Source organism: Streptomyces sp. SAS_281, assembly GCF_052542855.1.
In genome coordinates, this window is sequence record NZ_JBMNDO010000083.1 from 1 (window position 1) to 20,853 (window position 20,853).

21 protein-coding genes are annotated in these 20,853 nt (G+C 70.9%); 17 read left to right on the plus strand and 4 right to left on the minus strand.

Annotated features, from left to right (window positions below; genetic code table 11):
- Positions 1 to 313: 313 nt before the first annotated feature.
- From dop to prcA, 5 genes are all read left to right on the plus strand, one after another.
- Positions 314 to 1,825, plus strand: a complete 1,512-nt coding sequence (gene dop, locus ACN6LM_RS26520; RefSeq protein ID WP_445067903.1) for a depupylase/deamidase Dop — start codon at positions 314 to 316, stop codon at positions 1,823 to 1,825.
- A 130-nt stretch (positions 1,826 to 1,955) separates the two neighbouring features.
- Positions 1,956 to 2,174 (plus strand): ubiquitin-like protein Pup, encoded by a 219-nt coding sequence (locus tag ACN6LM_RS26525; RefSeq protein ID WP_018103742.1) that lies wholly within the window; start codon positions 1,956 to 1,958, stop codon positions 2,172 to 2,174.
- A gap of 87 nt (positions 2,175 to 2,261) precedes the next feature.
- Positions 2,262 to 2,774 carry an endonuclease VII domain-containing protein gene (locus ACN6LM_RS26530; protein ID WP_405884435.1) on the plus strand — a complete coding sequence of 171 codons (513 nt, stop codon included), beginning with the start codon at positions 2,262 to 2,264 and terminating at the stop codon, positions 2,772 to 2,774.
- The gene (prcB, locus tag ACN6LM_RS26535) at positions 2,726 to 3,574 is read left to right on the plus strand and encodes a proteasome subunit beta (protein ID WP_445067904.1); all 849 of its coding nucleotides are present in this window, start codon (positions 2,726 to 2,728) and stop codon (positions 3,572 to 3,574) included. The genes ACN6LM_RS26530 and prcB overlap by 49 nt, the downstream gene beginning before the upstream one ends.
- 62 nt (positions 3,575 to 3,636) lie before the next feature.
- On the plus strand, positions 3,637 to 4,449 hold the full coding sequence (gene prcA / locus ACN6LM_RS26540) for a proteasome subunit alpha (RefSeq protein ID WP_445067905.1): 813 nt from the start codon (positions 3,637 to 3,639) through the stop codon (positions 4,447 to 4,449).
- 57 nt (positions 4,450 to 4,506) lie between these two features.
- On the opposite strand, the gene ACN6LM_RS26545 is transcribed toward prcA, so the two are convergent.
- On the minus strand, positions 4,507 to 5,544 hold the full coding sequence (locus tag ACN6LM_RS26545) for a LacI family DNA-binding transcriptional regulator (protein WP_445067906.1): 1,038 nt from the start codon (positions 5,542 to 5,544) through the stop codon (positions 4,507 to 4,509).
- 131 nt (positions 5,545 to 5,675) lie between these two features.
- Here ACN6LM_RS26545 and ACN6LM_RS26550 point away from each other — a divergent pair, with 131 nt between their 5' ends.
- From ACN6LM_RS26550 to ACN6LM_RS26605, 12 genes are all read left to right on the plus strand, one after another.
- A complete protein-coding gene (locus ACN6LM_RS26550) occupies positions 5,676 to 6,935 on the plus strand; it encodes an MFS transporter (protein ID WP_445067907.1) in 1,260 nt (419 codons plus the stop codon).
- 9 nt (positions 6,936 to 6,944) lie between these two features.
- Positions 6,945 to 8,306 (plus strand): Pup--protein ligase, encoded by a 1,362-nt coding sequence (gene pafA, locus ACN6LM_RS26555; RefSeq protein ID WP_073967929.1) that lies wholly within the window; start codon positions 6,945 to 6,947, stop codon positions 8,304 to 8,306.
- 142 nt (positions 8,307 to 8,448) lie between these two features.
- On the plus strand, positions 8,449 to 9,408 hold the full coding sequence (locus ACN6LM_RS26560) for an FKBP-type peptidyl-prolyl cis-trans isomerase (RefSeq protein ID WP_445067908.1): 960 nt from the start codon (positions 8,449 to 8,451) through the stop codon (positions 9,406 to 9,408).
- A 43-nt stretch (positions 9,409 to 9,451) separates the two neighbouring features.
- Entirely contained in the window at positions 9,452 to 9,826 is a 375-nt protein-coding gene (locus tag ACN6LM_RS26565; RefSeq protein ID WP_445067909.1) for an FKBP-type peptidyl-prolyl cis-trans isomerase, read from the plus strand.
- 116 nt (positions 9,827 to 9,942) lie between these two features.
- On the plus strand, positions 9,943 to 10,896 hold the full coding sequence (locus tag ACN6LM_RS26570; RefSeq protein WP_018103750.1) for a helix-turn-helix transcriptional regulator: 954 nt from the start codon (positions 9,943 to 9,945) through the stop codon (positions 10,894 to 10,896).
- Positions 10,897 to 10,909: 13 nt separating this feature from the next.
- A complete protein-coding gene (locus tag ACN6LM_RS26575) occupies positions 10,910 to 11,866 on the plus strand; it encodes a helix-turn-helix transcriptional regulator (RefSeq protein ID WP_445067910.1) in 957 nt (318 codons plus the stop codon).
- Positions 11,867 to 11,882: 16 nt separating this feature from the next.
- Entirely contained in the window at positions 11,883 to 12,161 is a 279-nt protein-coding gene (locus ACN6LM_RS26580; protein WP_383296894.1) for a hypothetical protein, read from the plus strand.
- A 14-nt stretch (positions 12,162 to 12,175) separates the two neighbouring features.
- Entirely contained in the window at positions 12,176 to 12,373 is a 198-nt protein-coding gene (locus tag ACN6LM_RS26585; protein ID WP_425817893.1) for a hypothetical protein, read from the plus strand.
- Positions 12,374 to 12,595: 222 nt separating this feature from the next.
- Entirely contained in the window at positions 12,596 to 12,880 is a 285-nt protein-coding gene (tatA, locus tag ACN6LM_RS26590) for a Sec-independent protein translocase subunit TatA (protein WP_445067911.1), read from the plus strand.
- 51 nt (positions 12,881 to 12,931) lie between these two features.
- Positions 12,932 to 13,882, plus strand: a complete 951-nt coding sequence (gene tatC, locus ACN6LM_RS26595; RefSeq protein ID WP_445067912.1) for a twin-arginine translocase subunit TatC — start codon at positions 12,932 to 12,934, stop codon at positions 13,880 to 13,882.
- 17 nt (positions 13,883 to 13,899) lie between these two features.
- Positions 13,900 to 14,817 carry a diacylglycerol kinase gene (locus ACN6LM_RS26600; protein WP_445067913.1) on the plus strand — a complete coding sequence of 306 codons (918 nt, stop codon included), beginning with the start codon at positions 13,900 to 13,902 and terminating at the stop codon, positions 14,815 to 14,817.
- 44 nt (positions 14,818 to 14,861) lie between these two features.
- A complete protein-coding gene (locus tag ACN6LM_RS26605; protein ID WP_445067914.1) occupies positions 14,862 to 17,696 on the plus strand; it encodes a DEAD/DEAH box helicase in 2,835 nt (944 codons plus the stop codon).
- Positions 17,697 to 17,768: 72 nt separating this feature from the next.
- On the opposite strand, the gene ACN6LM_RS26610 is transcribed toward ACN6LM_RS26605, so the two are convergent.
- From ACN6LM_RS26610 to ACN6LM_RS26620, 3 genes are all read right to left on the minus strand, one after another.
- On the minus strand, positions 17,769 to 18,215 hold the full coding sequence (locus ACN6LM_RS26610; protein WP_445067915.1) for an SPW repeat protein: 447 nt from the start codon (positions 18,213 to 18,215) through the stop codon (positions 17,769 to 17,771).
- A 184-nt stretch (positions 18,216 to 18,399) separates the two neighbouring features.
- The gene (locus tag ACN6LM_RS26615) at positions 18,400 to 19,047 is read right to left on the minus strand and encodes a fasciclin domain-containing protein (protein ID WP_445067916.1); all 648 of its coding nucleotides are present in this window, start codon (positions 19,045 to 19,047) and stop codon (positions 18,400 to 18,402) included.
- Positions 19,048 to 19,155: 108 nt separating this feature from the next.
- Positions 19,156 to 20,766 carry a sulfite oxidase gene (locus ACN6LM_RS26620; RefSeq protein WP_445067917.1) on the minus strand — a complete coding sequence of 537 codons (1,611 nt, stop codon included), beginning with the start codon at positions 20,764 to 20,766 and terminating at the stop codon, positions 19,156 to 19,158.
- Positions 20,767 to 20,853: the final 87 nt, after the last annotated feature.

The following is a 20,853-nucleotide window of genomic DNA, read 5'->3' on the forward strand; positions in this document are numbered from 1 at the left end:
GTGGCAGCCAGCCCGTTCCAGCCATTCGTACGACTGGCCGGACCCTGGCAGCTGATCTTCGCGAAGGCGGCCGGACGCCACCGAGGTTTCGGCAAGACTCCGGGCCTCCGCAGCCGGTTGCTTTCCGGCCGTCCGCGGGCGACACCGCGGCAATGACGACGCGATTGATCTCCCCACCGGCACGCGGGCGTTCTAGGCTCAGGCGTACCACCCGTTCACGCAGCGCGGGACGGGCAGACCGCGCACGCACCGAACAAGCAGCGGTACTTGAGCGCCGCCCCGGAAGGGAGCGCCGCCGGGCAAGGAGGGCCGCATGACCGTACGGCGAGTAATGGGCATCGAGACGGAGTACGGGATCTCCGTCCCCGGACACCCCAACGCCAATGCCATGCTCACCTCGTCCCAGATCGTCAACGCCTACGCGGCGGCGATGCACCGGGCGCGCCGCGCCCGCTGGGACTTCGAGGAGGAGAATCCGCTGCGGGACGCGCGAGGCTTCGACCTCGCCCGCGAGACCGCCGACTCCAGCCAGCTCACGGACGAGGACATCGGCCTGGCCAATGTCATCCTCACCAACGGGGCCCGGCTCTACGTCGACCACGCGCACCCCGAGTACAGCTCCCCGGAGATCACCAACCCCAGGGACGCGGTCCTCTGGGACAAGGCCGGCGAGCGGATCATGGCCGAGGCGGCCGAGCGCGCGGCGCAGCTCCCGGGCGCCCAGCCGATCCACCTCTACAAGAACAACACCGACAACAAGGGCGCCTCCTACGGGACGCACGAGAACTACCTGATGAAGCGGGAGACCCCGTTCTCGGACATCGTGCGCCACCTGACGCCGTTCTTCGTCTCGCGCCAGGTGGTCACCGGCGCCGGACGGATCGGGATCGGCCAGGACGGCGGCGAGCACGGCTTCCAGCTCAGCCAGCGCGCCGACTACTTCGAGGTCGAGGTCGGCCTGGAGACCACGCTCAAGCGCCCCATCATCAACACCCGCGACGAGCCGCACTCGGACGCCGAGAAGTACCGCCGGCTCCATGTGATCATCGGCGACGCCAACCTCTCCGAGATCTCGACGTATCTGAAGCTCGGCACCACCTCGCTCGTCCTGTCCATGATCGAGGACGGCTTCATCAACGTCGACCTGGCCGTCGACCAGCCGGTGCGCACCCTGCACCAGGTCTCCCACGACCCCGGGCTCCAGCAGCTGATCACGCTGCGCAGCGGCCGGACACTCACCGCGGTGCAGCTCCAGATGGAGTACTTCGAGCTGGGCCGCAAGTACGTCGAGGAACGGTACGGGGCGGACGCAGACGAGCAGACCAAGGACATCCTCAGCCGGTGGGAGGACACCCTGAACCGGCTGGAGAACGACCCGATGAGCCTGGCCGGTGAGCTGGACTGGGTGGCGAAGCGGCAGCTCATGGAGGGCTACCGGCGCCGCGACGGCCTGGACTGGGACGCCGCCCGGCTGCACCTGGTGGACCTGCAGTACGCGGACGTACGGCAGGACAAGGGGCTGTACAACCGTCTGGTGGCCCGCGGCCGGATGAAACGCCTCCTGGACGAGCGGGAGGTCGAGCGGGCCCGTACGGCGCCGCCCGAGGACACCAGGGCGTACTTCCGCGGCCGCTGCCTCGAACAGTACGCGGACGACGTCGCCGCGGCCTCCTGGGACTCGGTCATCTTCGACCTGCCGGGCCAGGACTCCCTCCAGCGGGTGCCCACGATGGAGCCCCTGCGGGGCACCCGGGAGCACGTGAAATCCCTCCTGGACCGGTGCCGTACGGCGCAGGAGCTGGTCCAGGTCCTCTCAGGGGGCTGAGAGCGCCTGAAAGGGCTTCCGGCTGGGAATCATTCCGATGACCTCCGGACGTTGAGACAAGTACCGGGCCAATGTCGGACCCCATGGGTAGGGTCTGATCAAGTGCTTCGAACCGAGCGGGGTGAGCTAGATGGCGACCAAGGACACCGGCGGCGGACAGCAGAAGGCGACGCGCTCCACGGAGGAGGTCGAGGAGCAGGCGCAGGACGCGCAGGCTTCCGAGGACCTCAAGGAGCGCCAGGAGAAGCTGAGCGACGACGTGGACGACGTCCTCGACGAGATCGACGACGTGCTCGAGTCGAACGCCGAGGATTTCGTGAGGTCATTTGTTCAGAAAGGCGGGGAATAGGACTTAATGTCCGATATTCCTGCGAGGAAACAATGCTCCCGCTGTCGAAGGACTCTGCCGACGGAGTCCTTCGCCAGTAACAGGGCGATGCGGGATGGCCTTCAGGCGTACTGCCGGGAGTGCTCGGCCGAGTACTACCGGCAGCGCCAGGAGGCCAGGGGCAAGTCCGTTCGTGTCAAGGTGCCGGTCCCCCGAGGGCACAAGCGCTGCCCGCAGTGCGGTGAGGTGAAGCCGCACGACCAGTGGGAACGGAACAGGTCGTCCTCCGATGGCTGGGCGAGCTACTGCCGTCCGTGCCGCGCGGAGCGCAATCGGGTCGCCTACTTTCAGCGCAAGTACGGTCTGAGTCCGGCTGAGGTTGACGAACTGATCGCGGCTCAGCAGGGCGTGTGCTGCATCTGTTTAACTGCTCCGGCGGAGCATGTGGATCACTGTCATCAGACGGGTAGGGTCCGGGGCGTACTGTGCTTCAGCTGCAACGCAGCCCTGGGGCAGCTCAAGGACCGGCCGGATGCCATAAGGCGTGCAGCCGCATACGTGGAGGGAAACGCGTGGAAGCCAACACTCGTAGCACCGGGCGTCTACCAGCTGCCTTCCTGACGCCGGGATCGTCCTCCTTCATGGACTTCCTGTCCGACCAGGCGCCGGAGATGCTGCCGGGCAACCGGCAGATGCCGCCCATGAAGGGCGCCGTCGAGGCGCCGCACGGCACGACGATCGTGGCCGCGGCCTTCCCCGGCGGTGTCGTCCTGGCCGGTGACCGGCGGGCGACCATGGGGAACATGATCGCGCAGCGCGACATCGAGAAGGTCTTCCCGGCCGACGAGTACTCGGCGGTGGGCATCGCCGGTACGGCGGGTCTCGCCGTGGAGATGGTCAAGCTCTTCCAGCTGGAGCTGGAGCATTTCGAGAAGGTGGAGGGCGCCCAGCTCTCCCTGGAGGGCAAGGCCAACCGGCTCTCCACGATGATCCGGAGCAACCTGGCGATGGCCATGCAGGGCCTCGCCGTCGTCCCGCTCTTCGCCGGCTACGACATCGACCGCGAGCGCGGGCGCATCTTCAGCTACGACGTCACCGGCGGGCGTTCCGAGGAGCACGTCGGCTACGCGTCCACCGGTTCCGGTTCGATCTTCGCCCGGGGCTCGATGAAGAAGCTCTACCGCGACGACCTGACGGAGCAGGAGACGCTGACGCTGGTCGTGCAGGCGCTGTACGACGCGGCGGACGACGACTCGGCGACGGGCGGTCCGGACGTGGGCCGCCGTATCTATCCGATCGTCACCGTCATCACGGACGAGGGCTTCCGGAAGCTGACCGACGCGGAATCCTCCGAGATCGCCCGCTCGATTCTGGAACGCCGCCTGGAACAGCCCGACGGCCCGCGCGCCGCGCTGCTCTGAGTACGCGTCCGTATCCAGCTCCTTCGATGCTCCCGCCACTGACAGAAAGGGACGGATAGCCGGTGTCGACGCCGTTCTATGTCTCACCTCAGCAGGCCATGGCCGACCGGGCGGAATACGCCCGGAAGGGTATCGCCCGCGGTCGCAGCCTGGTTGTGCTGCAGTACGCCGACGGAATTGTGTTCGTCGGCGAGAACCCGTCCCGCGCGCTGCACAAGTTCAGCGAGATCTACGACCGGATCGGTTTCGCCGCCGCCGGAAAGTACAACGAGTACGAGAACCTCCGCATCGGCGGAGTCCGTTATGCGGATCTGCGCGGTTACACCTACGACCGCGACGACGTGACTGCCCGTGGACTGGCGAACGTCTACGCGCAGACGCTCGGCACCATCTTCTCCAGCGCGGCCGAGAAGCCGTACGAGGTGGAGCTCGTCGTCGCCGAGGTGGGCGCCGAGCCCGAGGGCGACCAGATCTACCGGCTGCCGCACGACGGCTCGATCGTGGACGAGCACGGCTCGGTCGCGGTCGGCGGCAACGCGGAGCAGATCAGCACCTTCCTCGACCAGCGCCACCGCGACGGGATGTCGCTCGCCGAGGCGCTGAAGCTGGCGGTGCAGGCGCTGTCCCGCGACCCCAACGGCAGCGAGCGGGAGATCCCCGCCGACCGGCTGGAGGTCGCGGTCCTGGACCGCACACGGCCGCAGCAGCGCAAGTTCAAGCGGATCGTCGGCCGGCAGCTGGCCCGGCTCCTCGAAGCGGAGGCCGCCGCGTCGACGCCGACCGACGCCCCGTCCGACGCCGAGGACGGCGACACCGCCTCGGACAGCCCGACGGCCACGACCGACACGACGGATTCCGGCGGCGACGTGGAGTAGCGACCGCCACCCCGGCCCGCCGATCCCCGGTCCGCCCGCAGGCGGACCGGGGCTCCGTCACGCGCCCGCGCCTCCCGGCACCGGCCCCGTCGAGCCCCGGACGACCAGCCGCACCGGCAGGCTGCCCGGCTCGGCGCCCCGGCCGTCGAGGACCGCCAGCAGGGCGGCCATGCCGCGCTCGCCGACCCGCACGGCGGGCAGCCGGACCGTGGTCAGCTCCGGCTCCACCGCGGTGGCCAGGGCCAGGTCGTCGAAGCCGGTGACCGAGAGGTCGTCCGGCACCCGGAGCCCGAACCGGCGGGCCGCCTTGCACGCGCCCGCCGCCAGGATGTCGTCGTCGCAGACGATCGCGGTCGGCCGGGGCCCGGGCAGCCCGAGCGCCTCTTCCGCCGCGTCCCGCCCCGCCCGTACGTCCAGCTCCGAGGTCACCGTGCGGACCGCGGTGCCGGGGGTCCGGCCCAGCTCCTCGCGCAGGGCGTCCGCCCGGCAGACGAAGGTCCAGGTGTCGACGGCCGAGGCGAGGTGGAGGAAGCGCCGGTGGCCGAGGGCGAGCAGATGGCGGGCCACCTGGCGCATCCCGTCGGCGATGTCGAGGTTGACCCGGGCGGCGGGCCCGGGCGCCGAGGGGTCGCTGTCCAGCATCACGAGGGGGACGTCCGCGCCGTGCAGGGCGTCGAGCGCGTCGGCGGCCATGGAGGAGGCGATGACCCCGTCCAGCGCGGCCCGGGCCGACGGGAAGGGGTCGCGGGCCGGGCCGGTGCCGTCGGGGGAGGGGTAGAGGACGACCCCGAAGCCGTGCTCGGCGGCGACCGAGGCGGCTCCGGTGTACACCTGGGCGAAGAACTCGTTGGTGAGGGCCGGGACGACCAGGAGGGCCGTCCGGGTGCGGCCGAGGCGCAGATTGCGGGCGGCGAGGTTGGGCCGGTAGCCCAGGCCGCGGGCGGCGTCGCGGACCCGGTCCGCGGTGGACTCGGAGACCCGGCCCCGCCATTTGTCGCCGAGCACCAGCGAGACCGTGGCCTGGGAGACGCCGGCGGCCCGGGCCACGTCCCGGCTGGTGGGCCGGGGCGGCCCGGGTGGTGCGGGGCTGGTCACGCGGGCCTCCGGGCCGTTCGGTGCAGGCCCGTGAGGTGGACCTGGGGACGGGCTCATGGTACGTATGAACCCCGAAGTTATACGTAAAACCTCGCAGGCCCGCACAGGCACCCGAGGGAGAGGGGCGGGACATGGCCGCGGGATATCTGGACATCCTCCGGGCGCGGCACGCCGCCAGGCTGCTGACGGGCACCCTGGTGGGCCGGCTGCCGAACGGCACCGCGAGCATCGCGATCGTGCTGTTCGTCCGGGCCGAGGGCGGCAGCTACAGCATCGCGGGCGCGCTCGCGGCGGTGTACGGGCTGGCCACGGCGGTCGGGCAGCCCCTGCTCGGCCGGGCGGTGGACCTGTACGGGCAACCGCGCGTCCAACTGCCCGCCGCCGTCGTCTCCGCACTCGGCATGGCGCTCCTCGCCGTGGCGGGGACCGGCTCGCTCCCGCTCGCATACGCGGCGGTGGCCGTGGCCGGTCTCTTCACGCCCCCGCTGGAGGGCGGCCTGCGGGCGCTGTGGCCGAGCGTGCTGGGCGGTGAGGACCGGGTGCACCGGGCCTATGCCATGGACGCCGTCGCGCAGGAGGTCATGTTCACGGCGGGCCCGCTGCTCGTGACGCTCCTGACCGCCCTCTGGTCGCCCGCCACGGCGCTGCTGGTCATCAATGCGATCGGGGTGCTCGGCGCGCTGTCGGTCGTGCTCTCCGAGCCCTCGCGGGCCTGGCGCTCCGCCCCGCGCGAGGCGCACTGGCTGGGCGCGCTGCGCTCGCCCGGCCTGCTGGCACTGCTCGGCTCGTTCTTCTTCGTGGGCCTCGCGCTGGGCTCGATCACCGTGGCCGCGATGGCGTACGCCGACGACCAGGGGCGGGAGTCGGTGTACGGCTGGCTGATGGCCGCGCTCGGCCTCGGTGCCCTGATCGGCGGGGCGGTCTACGGGGCGCGGCAGTGGGCGGGGGCGCCGGAGCGGCGGCTGCGGGTGATCGTGGCGCTGCTCGCGGTGGGCTATCTGCCGCTGGTGCTGACGCCCGGCCCGGTCGCGATGACCGTGCTGGCGGCCGTCTCCGGGGTGTTCCTCGCGCCGGCCGTCGCGTGCTCGTTCATCGTGGTCGACCGGCACGCCCCGCGCGGGACGGTGACGGAGGCGTTCTCGTGGCTCGTGACGACCTTCGGGGTGGGCGCGGCCGTGGGGACCGCGGTGGCCGGTCCGGCCGTCGAACTGGGCGGGACGGCGTGGAGCTTCGCGGTCGCGGGGGCCGGTGGAGTGGCGGCCCTGCTGGTGCTGCTGGCCACCGGGAGGGTGCTCGCGGCTCCGCCCCGTACCGCCGTAGCGGTGCGAGGATCGGAAAATGATCGAAACGGTGCCGTCGAACCCGGTTTCAGCTCGGGCCATCAGGCGTAATGTTCAGTCATGGACCGCCGCATTTTCGGGCTGGAGAACGAGTACGGCGTCACGTGCACGTTCAGGGGACAGCGCCGACTGTCTCCTGATGAAGTGGCGCGCTACCTCTTCCGCCGTGTTGTGTCATGGGGCCGCAGCAGCAATGTCTTTCTGCGGAACGGCGCCCGCCTCTACCTCGACGTGGGATCGCATCCGGAATATGCAACCCCCGAATGCGACAACCTGACCGAGCTGGTCACCCACGACAAGTCCGGCGAGCGCATTCTCGAGGGCCTGCTCGTCGACGCCGAACGCCGCCTGCACGAGGAGGGAATCGCCGGCGACGTCTATCTCTTCAAGAACAACACCGACTCGGCGGGAAACTCCTACGGCTGCCACGAGAACTATCTCGTCGCCCGGCACGGGGAATTCTCCCGCCTCGCGGACATCCTCATTCCCTTCCTCGTCACCAGGCAGCTGATCTGCGGCGCCGGCAAGGTGCTCCAGACCCCACGGGGCGCGGTCTACTGCGTCAGCCAGCGTGCCGAGCACATCTGGGAGGGCGTCAGCTCCGCGACGACGCGTTCCCGCCCGATCATCAACACCCGCGACGAGCCGCACGCGGACGCGGAACGCTACCGCCGCCTCCACGTCATCGTCGGGGACTCCAACATGTCCGAGACGACCATGCTGCTCAAGGTCGGCGCGACCGACCTGGTGCTCCGCATGATCGAAGCGGGCACGGTGATGCGCGACCTGACCCTGGAGAACCCGATCCGGGCGATCCGCGAGGTCAGCCACGACACCACCGGGCAGCGCAAGGTCCGCCTCGCCAGTGGCCGGGAGGCGTCGGCCATAGAGGTGCAGCGCGAGTACTACGAGAAGGCCGTGGACTTTGTGGACCGCCGCGGCATCCGCACGGGCAACGTCGAGCGCGTCCTCGAACTGTGGGGCCGCACGCTCGACGCGATCGAGGCCGAGGACCTCGACCGGATCGACACCGAGATCGACTGGGTCATGAAGTACAAGCTCATCGAGCGGTACCGGGCCAAGCACAACATGACCATGTCGAACCCGAGGGTCGCGCAGATAGACCTCGCCTACCACGACATCCACCGCCGGCGGGGGCTGTACTACCTCCTGGAGCGCAAGGGGCAGGCCGCCCGCATCTGCAACGACCTGAAGATCTTCGAGGGCAAGTCGGTGCCCCCGCAGACGACCAGGGCGCGGCTGCGCGGGGACTTCATCCGGCGGGCCCAGGAGCAGCGGCGGGACTTCACCGTCGACTGGGTCCACCTCAAGCTCAACGACCAGGCGCAGCGCACGGTGCTGTGCAAGGACCCGTTCCGGTCGGTGGACGACCGGGTGGAGAAGCTGATCGCGGGTATGTGAGGCGCAGGACACGCCCGGCACCCGGTGCGACTCGGGCCCCGTACGTTCCTCGTACGGGGCCCTTCGCACGGCCTAGAGTGGCGGGGTCCCGGAACCCCCGGGGCGTGTCCCCCACATATGCCGTCTGAGATCTGAGGAACCAGTGCGCCGACTTGCCGGCCTTCTCGTCGTCCCCCTGCTGCTGTTGTCGTCAGCGGCCTGCGGCAGCGACGACAAGGGCTCCGACTCCGCTTCCGCCTCCGCGTCCGCCCCTTCCAAGGGCGGTTTCCCCGCCATCACCGCGGGCGCGAAGTTCGGCGAGAAGCCCACCCTGGCCAAGGGCACGGGTACGCCCCCCAAGGAGCTGAAGACCAAGGTCATCAGCGAGGGCGACGGCGCGAAGCTGAAGAACGGCGACGTGACCCAGGTCAACTACCTCGGCCAGGCGTACGACTCCACCAAGCCGTTCGACAACAGCTTCGACCGCAAGCAGCCGTTCGACCTGACGCTCGGCGCGGGCATGGTCATCCAGGGCTGGGAGAAGGGCCTGGTCGGCCAGAAGGTCGGCAGCAGGGTCCAGCTCGTCATCCCGCCGGACCTCGGTTACGGGGCCCAGGGCCAGGGCGACATCAAGCCGAACGCCACCCTGGTCTTCGTCGTGGACGTCCTGAAGGCGAAGCAGATCCCGGCCTCGGCCAAGGGCACCGCGGTCGCCCAGGACAACACCGACCTGCCGAAGGTGGGCACCAACACCGACGGCAAGGCGCCGAGCGTCACCGTTCCGAGCAAGGTCGACCCGCCGAAGAAGCTGGTCTCCGACTACGTGCTGGAGTCCAAGGGCGACGTGGTCAAGGAGACCGACTCGGTCGTCGTGAACTACGTGGCCAAGATCTGGAAGAGCGGCAAGGAGTTCGACAACACCTACACCACGGGCAAGACGCAGACCTTCCCCCTGGCGCAGGTCACGCTCAAGGGTCTGAAGGACGGCCTGGTCGGCAAGAAGATCGGCAGCCGGGTGCTGCTGGTCGTGCCGCCGGACCAGGGCCTCGGTGACAAGGAGCAGTCGGGCGTGCCCGCCAACTCCACGCTGGTCTTCGCCGTGGACATCCTGGCGAAGATGTAAGACTGTCCCGGTTGCCCAGTTCATCAGTAAGAGGAGCAAGTCAGTGAGCATCGAGAAGCCCGAGGTCGACTTCCCGGGTGGCGAGCCGCCGGCCGATCTGGAGATCAAGGACCTCTGGGAGGGCGATGGCGAGGTGGCCGAGGCGGGCCAGACCGTCTCCGTCCACTACGTGGGTGTCGCCTTCTCCACGGGCGAGGAGTTCGACGCCTCGTGGAACCGCGGCAAGCCGCTGCAGTTCCAGCTCGGTGCCGGCCAGGTCATCCCGGGCTGGGACAGGGGCGTGCAGGGCATGAAGGTCGGCGGCCGCCGCCAGCTGACCATCCCCGCGCACCTCGCCTACGGCGACCGCGGCGCCGGCGGCGGCACGATCGCCCCGGGCGAGACGCTGATCTTCGTCTGCGACCTGGTCGCCGTCTGATCCCGCCCGCGGTAAGAGCAGCAGGGCCCGTACCGCGAGGTGCGGGCCCTCGCTTTTGTCCGGACACCCCGGGGCGGTACGGTCGAGCGTCGTAGAGCACAAGGGAAAGGGCGTCGATGGCGATTGCCAAGGCCGAGCGGCTGATGAACCTGGCGCTGTGTCTGCTGGGGACCCGGCGCCCGCTCAGCAAGCGCGAGCTGCGCGGCTCCATCGAGGCGTACCTCGAAGCGGCTTCCGACGACGCCTTCAACCGGATGTTCGAGCGCGACAAGGACGACCTGCGGGAGCTCGGCCTGGTCATCGAGACCGTGGAGAACCTGGACGGCGACACCGGCTATCTCGCCCGCCGCGACAGCAACCGGCTGCCGCCCATCACGCTGGACGCCGAGGAGGCCGCCGCGCTCGGCCTGGCCGCGAAGGTCTGGCAGCAGGCCCGCCTCGCCGGCGCGGCCAGCGGGGCCCTGCAGAAGCTGCGGGCGGCCGGGATGCCCGAGACCGAGGACGCCTACGAGGTGCACAGCGCCCTCGAACCCCGCATCCCCGTCCACGAGGCCGCGTTCGAGCCCCTGATGCTGGCCTGCCGCGACCGCCGCCCGGTGACCTTCGACTACCGCAAGGCCAACGCCGCCCAGCCCGAGCAGCGCCAGGTCGAGCCGTGGACCCTGGAATGCTGGCGCGGCCACTGGTATCTCGCCGGCTGGGACCGTGAGCGGGGCGCCGAGCGCGTCTTCCGGCTCTCCCGGATCACCGGAAAGGTGCGCTCCCGGGCCGGCGCCTTCACCGCCGAGGTGCCCGACGTGGTCACCGTCCGCGAGACCGTGGAGAGCTGGGCCGGCGAGACGGCCACCCGGACCGCCCTGATCAGGCTCCGCACCGACTCCGGCTACCCGCTGCGCGCCCGGGCCCTGTCGGTCCGGGAACTCGGGAACGGGTGGGACGAGTTGGAGATCCCGTACGGACACGGCCTGGACGCCTGGCTCGTGGAGTTCGGGCCCGACGTCGTCGTCACCGGACCCGAGGACCTGCGGGCCGACGTGGTGGACCGGCTGCGCGCCGTGGCCAAGGACTGAGGGGACCGTATTCATGGCCACGAACGCCATCGACCAGACGCGCCGGATGCTCTCCCTGGTGACGTACCTCCGTGAGCGCCCCGGCGCCCACGTCCAGGACGTCGCCCGGGCCTTCGGGATCACCGAGGACGAGCTGATCTCCGACCTGGACGTGCTGCCCATGTGCGGGACCAGCTTCCGGGGCGGCGACCTGCTCGACATCGACACCGACGGCGACCGCATCTGGTGGCACAACGCGGACGACGTCGCCGAACCGCTGCGGCTCGCCGCCGACGAGGCGACGGCTCTGCTGGTCGCCGCCCGTGCCGTGGCGACCCTGCCCGGGCTGCGCGAGAGCGACCGGCAGGCGCTGCTGCGGGCCACCGCCAAGCTGGAGACCGCCGCCGGAGAGGTGGGCGCCGCCAGTTCCCGGCTCTCGGTCACCTTCGAGTCCGAGGGCGGCGTCTTCGCCGAGGTGGACCGGGCGATCTCGGAGCGGCGCCGGCTGTGGCTGCGCTACTACTCGCCCGCCCGCGACGAGCTCACCGAGCGCGAGGTGGACCCGATCCGGCTCTTCGCCGTCGGGCACACCTATATGGAGGCGTGGTGCCGCTCCTCCGAGGACCGGCGCACCTTCCGCCTCGACCGGGTCGCCGAGATCCGGCTGCTCGACGAGCCCGCCGCCCCGCCCGAGCTGGAGCTGCGGGACCTGTCCGAAGGGCTGGTCCAGCCGGCCGCCGAGGACCCGGAAGTCGTCATCGAGGTCGGCCCCGGCGGGCGCTGGGTCGCCGAGTACTACCCGCACGACCGGGCGGAGGAGCTGCCCGACGGCGGTCTGCGGATCACCCTGCGGACCCCGGACCCGGCCTCACTGCGCCGGCTCGCGCTGCGGCTCGGCCGGGAGGGGCGCATCGTCTCGCCCCCGGAGCTGGCCGAGAGCGCGCGGAGTGCGGCGCGGGCGGCGCTCGCCGCGTACGACGGCACGGTCTGAAGGGACGGCTGCAGACATGGGTCACCTGTCCGCGCTGCCGGGCCGCGCCGCCGTACCGACCGTTGCGGTGCCGGAGTCGGCGCGCTTCAAGGCCGCCTGCCCCGACTGCCGCGCGCGGTCCGAGCTGGCGGCGGCGGAGTTCCGGCTGGTGATCGGCGCGACCAGCCGCACCACCTTCTACTCCTTCACCTGCCCCGACTGCGCCGCGTGTGTCCGCAAACCGGCGGGGGAGCGGATAGTGGAGCTCCTCACCGACGGCGGCGTACCGACGCTGCGTCTGCACACCGGCTCCTGAAAGGCTTCTCGCGCATGTTCTGGCCCATGCTCGCCATCGCCCTGGGATTCCTCGGAATCGCCGTGCTCGGCGTGCTCGCCATCAGGGTGTTCGTCGAGGCCCAGCGCCTCGGCCACCAGGTGACCCGCACCACGGAGCGCATCAACCGCGCCGCCGACGACCTGGAACGCGCCGCCGAACGGCTCGCCGCCACGGGAAAGACGCTGCCCTAGAGGGCCCGTAGACGCGGCCTCCTGTTTCCAGGGCCCGGGAGGTACGCTGCTGCAAGACGGCCCAGGCAGGGAGGTGCGGGCCGCAATCGAAAGTATGCACGGGCATTGCCTCGCGTTTACTCCCGCGGGTTACGATCGCTGCCGGCGCATCGTCGGACGTGTATCCGCCACTCAAGGGCAGCGAGCCCACCTCCAGCCGCCTCAGCCAGAAGGAAGCACACCATGGGCAATCTGAAGCCTCTCGAGATCGTATTGATCATCGCTGTCATCCTGCTGTTGTTCGGCGCCAAGAAGCTTCCCGACATGGCCCGTTCGCTGGGCAAGTCGGCCCGCATCCTCAAGAGCGAGGCCAAGGCCATGAAGAAGGACGACGAGCCGACGGTGACCACCACCGACGCCGCCGACCCCGCCGCCCAGCAGGCCGCCGCCCGCACGATCCAGGCCGCGCCCGGTGACGTCACCAGCTCCCGCCCGGTGAGCGAAGCGAAGCCCACCACCCAGAGCTGACCGCGCTGACGGACCCTTCCGTCAGCCGCCGCACGAGACGAGGGAAGTGGGTTGCTCAAGTCTGCCCGCAAGCAGGAGAAGGACAGCGAGGGGCGGATGCCTCTCGCTGATCACCTGCGAGAGTTGCGTAACCGACTGTTGGTCGCCGTCGTGGCGATCCTCGTGATCACCACGGTCACGGCCTTCTTCTACAACGACCTGATCAGCTTCCTGATCCATCCGGTCCTGGAGTCGGTCGGCTGCGCCCATGGTGAGACGAGGCAGTCCAACGGCAACCCGTGCGCCGAGATGACGGTGCAGGGCTTCGTCGCGCCCTTCTCCATCGCCCTCAAGGTCTCACTCATGGCAGGAGTGGTGTTCTCCACCCCGGTCTGGCTCTACCAGCTGTGGGCGTTCCTCGCCCCCGGCCTGCACAAGCACGAGAGGCGGTACGCGCTCAGCTTCGTCGGCATCGGTGTCCCGCTCTTCCTGGTCGGCGCCGCCCTCGCCTACATCCTGATGCCGCAGACGGCGGCCGTGCTGCAGGAATTCACCCCCGACGACACGAAGCCCCTGCTGCCGATCGACGACTACCTCAACATCGTCACGCGCATGGTGGTCGTGTTCGGCCTCGCCTTCGAGCTGCCCCTGCTGCTCGTCCTGCTGAACTTCACCGGGATACTCACGGCCAAGCGGCTCGGCTCCTGGTGGCGCGCGATGGTCATGGGCATCACGGTCTTCGCCGCGGTGGCCACGCCCACCGGTGACCCGCTCACGATGCTGACGCTGGCCGCCCCCATCGTGCTGCTGTACTTCATCGCCCTCGGCATCTGCATCGCCAACGACCGGCGCCGGAAGCGGAAGAACCCGGACGCCGACCTGGACGACGACGAGGCGTCGCAGCTCGACCTCACCCCCGAGGACATCGGCGACATGGAGCACGTGTCGGCCTCGCCCACGCTGCCCGGCCAGGCCGACGGCGGGCGGTCCTCGCTGCGCGACGGTTACGACGACATCACCTGACCTTGTAGGGTCCCCGGGTGACCAGCGAGATCACCCTCTTCGTCAATCCCACCGCGGGACGCGGCCGGGGCGCGCGAGCCGCGCAGCCGGCCGCTTCCGCGTTGCGGGAGGCCGGCTTCTCCGTACGCACGATCCTCGGCGAGGACGCCGGCGACGCGCTGCGCCGGGCCCGGGACGCGGTCGCGGGGGGCACGGGCGCGCTCATAGCCGTCGGCGGGGACGGGCTCATGTCGCTGGCCCTCCAGGCGGTCGCCGGGACGCTCACCCCGCTCGGCGTGGTGGCGGTGGGGACGGGCAACGACTTCGCGCGCGCCCTGGGCCTGCCGATACGCGACCCGGAGGCCTCGGGCCGGCTGGCCGCCGACGCGCTCAAGGGCCGGGCGCCCGTGCGCGAGGTCGACCTCGGCCGGGCCGGGGAGCGCTGGTTCGGCTCCGTGCTCGCCTCCGGCTTCGACTCCCGGGTCAACGACCGGGGCAACCGGATGCGCTGGGTGGGCGGCCGCTTCAAGTACGACCTGGCGATCCTCGCCGAGCTGGCCGCCTTCAAGCCGGTCACGTACCGCATGTCGCTCGACGGCGGGCCCGCGCGCGAGATCCGGGCGACGCTCGTCGCGGTCGGCAACGGCACCTCGTACGGCGGCGGCATGCGCATCTGCGCGGACGCGGACATGGCTGACGGCCTCTTCGACATCACGGTGGTCGGCGAGTGCAGCCGTACGACCCTGCTCAAGGTCTTCCCCCGGGTGTACAGGGGGACGCACCTCGGCCATCCCGTCGTCACCGTGCACCGGGCCTCGTCGGTCACCCTCGAAGCCGTCGGCGTCACCGCGTACGCGGACGGCGAACCCCTCGGCGCGCTTCCGCTGACCGCCGCCTGCGTGCCGAAGGCCGTACAGGTGCTGGGGGCCACCCCGGCCTCTGTCATGGGCGATTAAAGATCGCGTCACTGTCAGAGGTGGCGGGTAGGCTCGACAACAAGATGACAGAGGACCTCTCACCAGCTGAGCGCTACCAGGCTTCCCGGCTCCGGGCGGCCGAGCAGGCGACCGCTCTCGGGCCGTTCCGCGAGATGTACGACTTCGATCTCGACCCGTATCAGATCGAGGCGTGCAAGGCGCTGGAGGCCGGGAAGGGCGTGCTCGTCGCCGCCCCCACCGGCTCGGGCAAGACGATCGTCGGCGAATTCGCCGTGCACCTCGCCCTGGAGCAGGGCCGCAAATGCTTCTACACCACGCCGATCAAGGCCCTGTCGAACCAGAAGTTCGCCGACCTGGCCAGGCGCTACGGCGCCGACAAGGTCGGCCTGCTCACCGGTGACAACAGCGTCAACGCGGACGCCCCGGTCGTCGTCATGACCACCGAGGTCCTGCGGAACATGCTGTACGCGGGCTCCCAGGCGCTCAACGGCCTCGGACACGTGGTCATGGACGAGGTGCACTACCTCTCCGACCGCTTCCGGGGCGCCGTCTGGGAAGAGGTGATCATCCACCTCCCCGAGTCGGTCACCCTGGTCTCCCTGTCGGCGACCGTGTCCAACGCGGAGGAGTTCGGCGACTGGCTGGACACCGTGCGCGGCGACACCGAGGTGATCGTCTCCGAGCAGCGGCCCGTTCCGCTCTGGCAGCACGTGCTGGCCGGCCGCCGGATGTACGACCTCTTCGAGGAGGAGAGCGACCACGGCGGCCGGGGCACCGGCCGCCGCGAGGTCAACCCCGACCTCGTCCGCCTGGCCCGGATGGAGAACCAGCGCGGGTACAACCCGCGCGAGCGCCGGCGCGGCAAGATGGTGCGTGAGGCGGACCGCGAGCGCGAGCGGCGTCAGCGCAGCCGGATCTGGACGCCTTCGCGCCCCGAGGTCATCGACCGGCTGGACGCCGAGGGGCTGCTCCCCGCGATCACCTTCATCTTCAGCCGGGCCGCCTGCGAGGCCGCCGTCCAGCAGTGCCTGCACGCCGGGCTCCGGCTCAACGACGACGACAACCGCCGGCTGGTGCGGGAGATCGTGGAGGAGCGGACGGCGTCCATCCCGTCCGAGGACCTGCACGTCCTGGGCTACTACGAGTGGCTGGAGGGCCTGGAGCGGGGCATCGCCGCGCACCACGCCGGGATGCTCCCGAGGTTCAAGGAGATCGTCGAGGAGCTGTTCGTCCGGGGCCTCGTCAAGGCCGTCTTCGCGACGGAGACGCTGGCGCTCGGCATCAACATGCCCGCCCGCTCGGTGGTCCTGGAGAAGCTCGTCAAGTGGAACGGCGAGCAGCACGCCGACATCACCCCCGGCGAGTACACCCAGCTCACCGGCCGGGCCGGGCGGCGCGGGATCGACGTCGAGGGCCACGCCGTGGTGCTCTGGCAGCGCGGCATGGACCCGGGCGCCCTCGCCGGACTCGCCGGCACGCGTACGTATCCGCTGCGCTCCAGCTTCCGCCCCTCGTACAACATGGCCGTGAATCTGGTGCAGCAGTTCGGGCGGCACCGCTCGCGCGAGCTCCTGGAGACCTCGTTCGCGCAGTTCCAGGCGGACCGCTCGGTGGTCGGGATCTCCCGTCAGGTCCAGCGCAACGAGGAGGGTCTGGAGGGCTACCGCGAGGGCATGACCTGCCATCTCGGTGACTTCGAGGAGTACGCGCGGCTGCGCCGCGACCTCAAGGACCGGGAGACGGAGCTGGCCAAGCAGGGGGCCTCGCAGCGGCGGGCCGCCGCCGCCGCGTCCCTGGAGAAGCTGAAGCCCGGCGATGTCATCCACGTCCCGACCGGCAAGTTCGCCGGCCTCGCGCTCGTCCTCGACCCCGGGCTCCCGGCCGGCCGCACCAACGGGCACGGGCACCGCGGCATGGAGTACCACGACGGGCCCCGCCCGCTGGTGCTGACCGCCGAGCGGCAGGTGAAGCGGCTCGCCTCGATCGACTTCCCGGTGCCCGTGGAGGCCGTGGAGCGGATGCGGGTGCCCAAGTCGTTCAACCCGCGCTCACCGCAGTCGCGCCGGGACCTGGCCTCCGCGCTGCGGACCAAGGCCGGGCACATCGTCCCGGACCGGCACCGCCGCGGGCGCGCCCCCGCCGCCGACGACCGCGAGATCGCGCGCCTGCGGGCCGAGCTGCGCGCCCACCCCTGCCACGGGTGCGACGAGCGCGAGGACCACGCGCGCTGGGCCGAGCGCTACCACCGGCTCCAGCGCGACACCCGTCAGCTGGAGCGCCGCATCGAGGGGCGCACCAACACCATCGCCCGCACCTTCGACCGGATCGTGGCCCTGCTCACCGAACTGGACTACCTGCGCGGCAGCGAGGTCACCGAGCACGGGCGGCGCCTCGCCCGGCTCTACGGCGAGCTCGATCTGCTGGCGAGCGAGTGCCTGCGCGCCGGCGTCTGGGAGGGGCTGAACGGGGCGGAGCTCGCGGCGTGCGTCTCCGCCCTGGTGTACGAGGCGCGGCAGGCCGACGACGCGGTCGCGCCGAAGCTGCCGTCGGGGCCCGCGAGGACCGCGCTGGGCGAGATGGTCCGCATCTGGGGGCGGCTCGACGCCCTGGAGGAGGACTTCAAGATCAACCAGGCGGAGGGGGTGGGCCAGCGCGAGCCCGATCTCGGCTTCGCCTGGGCGGTGTACATGTGGGCCTCCGGCCGCTCGCTGGACGAGGTGCTGCGCGAGGCGGACATGCCGGCCGGTGACTTCGTGCGCTGGTGCAAGCAGGTCATCGACGTGCTGGGGCAGGTGGCAGCCGCCGCGCCCCGGGAGAACAGCTCGGTGGCCAGGAGCGCCCGCAAGGCGGTCGACGAGGTGCTGCGGGGCGTTGTCGCGTACAGCTCCCTGGGCTGAGACACGCGGAAGCCGACCGGGCGCGCGGTCCGGTCGGCTTCCGTGCGGGGTCCCTTCCCCGGGGAGGACCGGCTAGGACCGGCGGCCTCGGCTCATTTTCATCGACGCGCCCGCGCAGACCAGTCCGAGCAGGGCGGTCAGTCCGCCGATGATGACGTTGTTGAGGATGACGCCGGTGTCCGGGCTGCTGCCCACCACCCAGGGCGAGATGATCATCCAGGCACCCATGGCGCAGATGGCCCAGCTCAGGCCGTACATCCGCTGCGGCATCGCGGTGAACCCGAGGCCGAGCACGGCGATGGCGATGCCCATGACCAGGTTGTGCGTCACCAGCGCGGACTGCGAGGTGGTGAAGTGCAGCACCCACGGAGACACGGCGCAGTAGAGGCCGACCAGGAAGACCGGTGCGTCCACGAGCGCCACGTCGCGGCCGCCCATGACGCGTGCGTAACGGTCGTTCATTTCCGACACATCGGGGTGTCCGGCCATGTCGTGGCCGACGTGCGAGACGTTTGACATGAGTTTCGTCCCCTTCGGATCGCGCGGACCCGGTCACCGCCATACGCGGGAAGCGGCCCGCACTGACCATTCTGCTCTTATCCGTCGCTTATGTGCAGGTTCGAGGCGACGTGATGTCCGCAGGATTCGCACCGGCCGGCCGGGGCCTCGCGGCGGGCCGGGTGGCCCACCGCGAGGAGGGCGGTCAGGCGGCGGGCGGCATGAGGACCGTGTCCACGATGTAGACGGTGGCGTTGGCCGTGGGGACGTTGCCGCAGACGACCTTCGACGAGTCGTTGACGGTGTACGTCATGTCCGAGCCCGAGGTCGTCAGCTCACCCTTCTCCAGGGTCTCGAACGAGCCCTTCTCCAGCTGCTTCGGCGTCAGCTTCTGGCCCACCACGTGGTAGGTGAGGACCTTGGTGAGTGCGGCCTTGTCGGCGAGGAGCTTGTCGAGGTCGGCCTTCGGGACCTTGGCGAAGGCGTCGTTGGTCGGGGCGAACACGGTGATGTTCTGCGCGTTGTTGAGCGTGTCGACCAGGCCGGCCTTCTTGACCGCGGTGACCAGGGTGGACAGGGCCGGGTTGTGCGAAGCCGCCGTGGCGACGGGGTCCTTCGCCATTCCGGTGAAGGAGCCCGATCCGCTCTTCGGGACCGAGGCGCAGGCCGGGCCGAAGGGCTTGTCCGTGTCCATGGACTTCTCGGCGGACGGCGAGGCCGGGGCCTTCGCGGAGCTCGCGCTCGACCCGGACGCGCTGTCCTTGGAGTCGTCCGAACAGGCCGTCAGGGCCAGCGGCAGGACGAGCGCGGCGGACAGCGCGACGGCGGCGCGGCGGGCGTGGATGACCTTCATGGTGTTCTCCTGTTTGGGTAACTGTGCGATTGCGTAGGGTAATTGGCTCGGGGTGCGCGGGGCCCGGACGGACGGTGCGCATGTCGGGGAGGCGGCGGGACCGCGTGTTCAGGACACGTCGACCACCACCGAGTGCCGGCCGGTGGCGCCGTCCGGAACGGTGCCGACGCGGCGGGCGGTCTGTGTGGTGCCGGTCCCGTCGGTGGCGCGGACCTCCAGGGTGTGGCTGCCCGGGGTGGCCGGCCACTCCCATACCCACTGGCGCCAGACGTCCCGGCCCGCCGGCGCCGCGAGCCGCGCCGGGTGCCACGGGCCGCCGTCCACCCGGACCTCGACCCGGGTGATGCCCCGGTGCTGGGCCCAGGCGACCCCGGCGACCGGCACCGTGCCCGCCTTCGGGGACGCGAAGGGGCGCGGGGTGTCGATGCGCGCCTGGGTCTTGACGGGCGCCCGCCGGGACCAGGTCCGCTTCACCCAGTACGCGTCGTACGCGTCGAAGGTGGTCAGCTCGATGTCCTTGATCCACTTGCAGGCCGACACGTATCCGTACAGTCCGGGGACGACCATCCGGACCGGGAAGCCGTGCGCGAAGGGCAGCGGCTCGCCGTTCATGCCGAAGGCGAGCAGGGCCTCGCGGCCGTCCATGACGTCCTCGACGGGGGTGCCGATCGTCATGCCGTCCACCGAACGCGCCACGAGCTGATCGGCCGGCCCGCCCTCCGACGGGGGCCGCACGCCCGCCTCCCGCAGCAGATCGGCGAGGCGCACGCCCAGCCACCGGGCGTTGCCGACGTACGGCCCCCCCACCTCGTTGGAGACGCAGGTCAGCGTGATGTCGCGCTCGACGGCCTTACGGCGCATCAGGTCCCGCAAGCCGAGCGTCACCGGCCGGGACACGCCCTTGCCGTGGATCCGCAGCCGCCACGCCCCGGCGTCCACCCTCGGCACGACCAGGGCCGTGTCGACGCGGTAGAAGTCCTTGTTGGGCGTGACGAACGGGCTCAGGCCCCGGATCTCCAGGTCGGCGCCGGCCGGCACGGCAGGGGCGGGCGACGCGGGCACGGGGAGCTTCAGATCGCGCCGGGACGCCTCGGCCCCGGCCTGCACGGCCGAGGTGAGCCGTCGTCCCAGCAGCCCGGCCCCGGCCGAGACCACCGCAGCGGCGCTCGCCGCGAGGACGAACCCGCGCCGGTCGAAGCCGGTCGCGGCCCCTTCCCCCGAGGAGGGGGCCGCAGCCGGGGACAGCCGTCCCGCCAGGAAGTACAGCACCCCAGCGGCCAGCACGGCACCCACCACGGAGGGCAGGGCGTCGGAGACCTGCCCCTCGGGCCGCCCGATCGCCGCCACCGCCCCGACCGCGCCGAAGACCAGCACGGCCGCCGACCCGGCGAGCCGGTGGCGGAGCGTCAGCAGCCCCACCGCCACGGCGAACAGCGCCAGGACCGCCAGGATGCCGAGTTCCAGGACCAGCTTGTCGTTGGTCCCGAAGTTCCGTACGGCGAAGTCCTTCAGCGCCGGGGGAGTGCGGTCGATCACCGCACCGCCCACCGCCGTGACCGGACCCGCCTCGGGACGCACCAGCGCCGCCACCAGCTCGGCGACCGCCAGGGCGCAGAACCCGGCGATGACACCGCCGAGCGCGGCACAGGCCGCACGTACCCAGCGGGACCGCCGGGGCACGGCGGCCCCGCTCTCCGGATCGTTCCGATCTTCACTCACGACGGGGATTCGGTGCCGGGCTCCCAGCGGATTGGTCTGTCACCCGATCGGATGAAGGAAGGGTTACGCCAATCCGCCCAACGGCCG

Bases quoted from the DNA above. Each gene is read 5' to 3' on its own strand.
- dop (WP_445067903.1), top strand. From the start codon at position 314: ATGACCGTACGGCGAGTAATGGGCATCGAGACGGAGTACGGGATCTCC.
- ACN6LM_RS26525 (WP_018103742.1), top strand. From the start codon at position 1,956: ATGGCGACCAAGGACACCGGCGGCGGACAGCAGAAGGCGACGCGCTCC.
- ACN6LM_RS26530 (WP_405884435.1), top strand. From the start codon at position 2,262: ATGCGGGATGGCCTTCAGGCGTACTGCCGGGAGTGCTCGGCCGAGTAC.
- ACN6LM_RS26550 (WP_445067907.1), top strand. From the start codon at position 5,676: ATGGCCGCGGGATATCTGGACATCCTCCGGGCGCGGCACGCCGCCAGG.
- pafA (WP_073967929.1), top strand. From the start codon at position 6,945: ATGGACCGCCGCATTTTCGGGCTGGAGAACGAGTACGGCGTCACGTGC.
- ACN6LM_RS26570 (WP_018103750.1), top strand. From the start codon at position 9,943: ATGGCGATTGCCAAGGCCGAGCGGCTGATGAACCTGGCGCTGTGTCTG.
- ACN6LM_RS26575 (WP_445067910.1), top strand. From the start codon at position 10,910: ATGGCCACGAACGCCATCGACCAGACGCGCCGGATGCTCTCCCTGGTG.
- ACN6LM_RS26580 (WP_383296894.1), top strand. From the start codon at position 11,883: ATGGGTCACCTGTCCGCGCTGCCGGGCCGCGCCGCCGTACCGACCGTT.
- ACN6LM_RS26585 (WP_425817893.1), top strand. From the start codon at position 12,176: ATGTTCTGGCCCATGCTCGCCATCGCCCTGGGATTCCTCGGAATCGCC.
- tatA (WP_445067911.1), top strand. From the start codon at position 12,596: ATGGGCAATCTGAAGCCTCTCGAGATCGTATTGATCATCGCTGTCATC.
- ACN6LM_RS26605 (WP_445067914.1), top strand. From the start codon at position 14,862: ATGACAGAGGACCTCTCACCAGCTGAGCGCTACCAGGCTTCCCGGCTC.
- ACN6LM_RS26610 (WP_445067915.1), bottom strand. From the start codon at position 18,215: ATGTCAAACGTCTCGCACGTCGGCCACGACATGGCCGGACACCCCGAT.
- ACN6LM_RS26615 (WP_445067916.1), bottom strand. From the start codon at position 19,047: ATGAAGGTCATCCACGCCCGCCGCGCCGCCGTCGCGCTGTCCGCCGCG.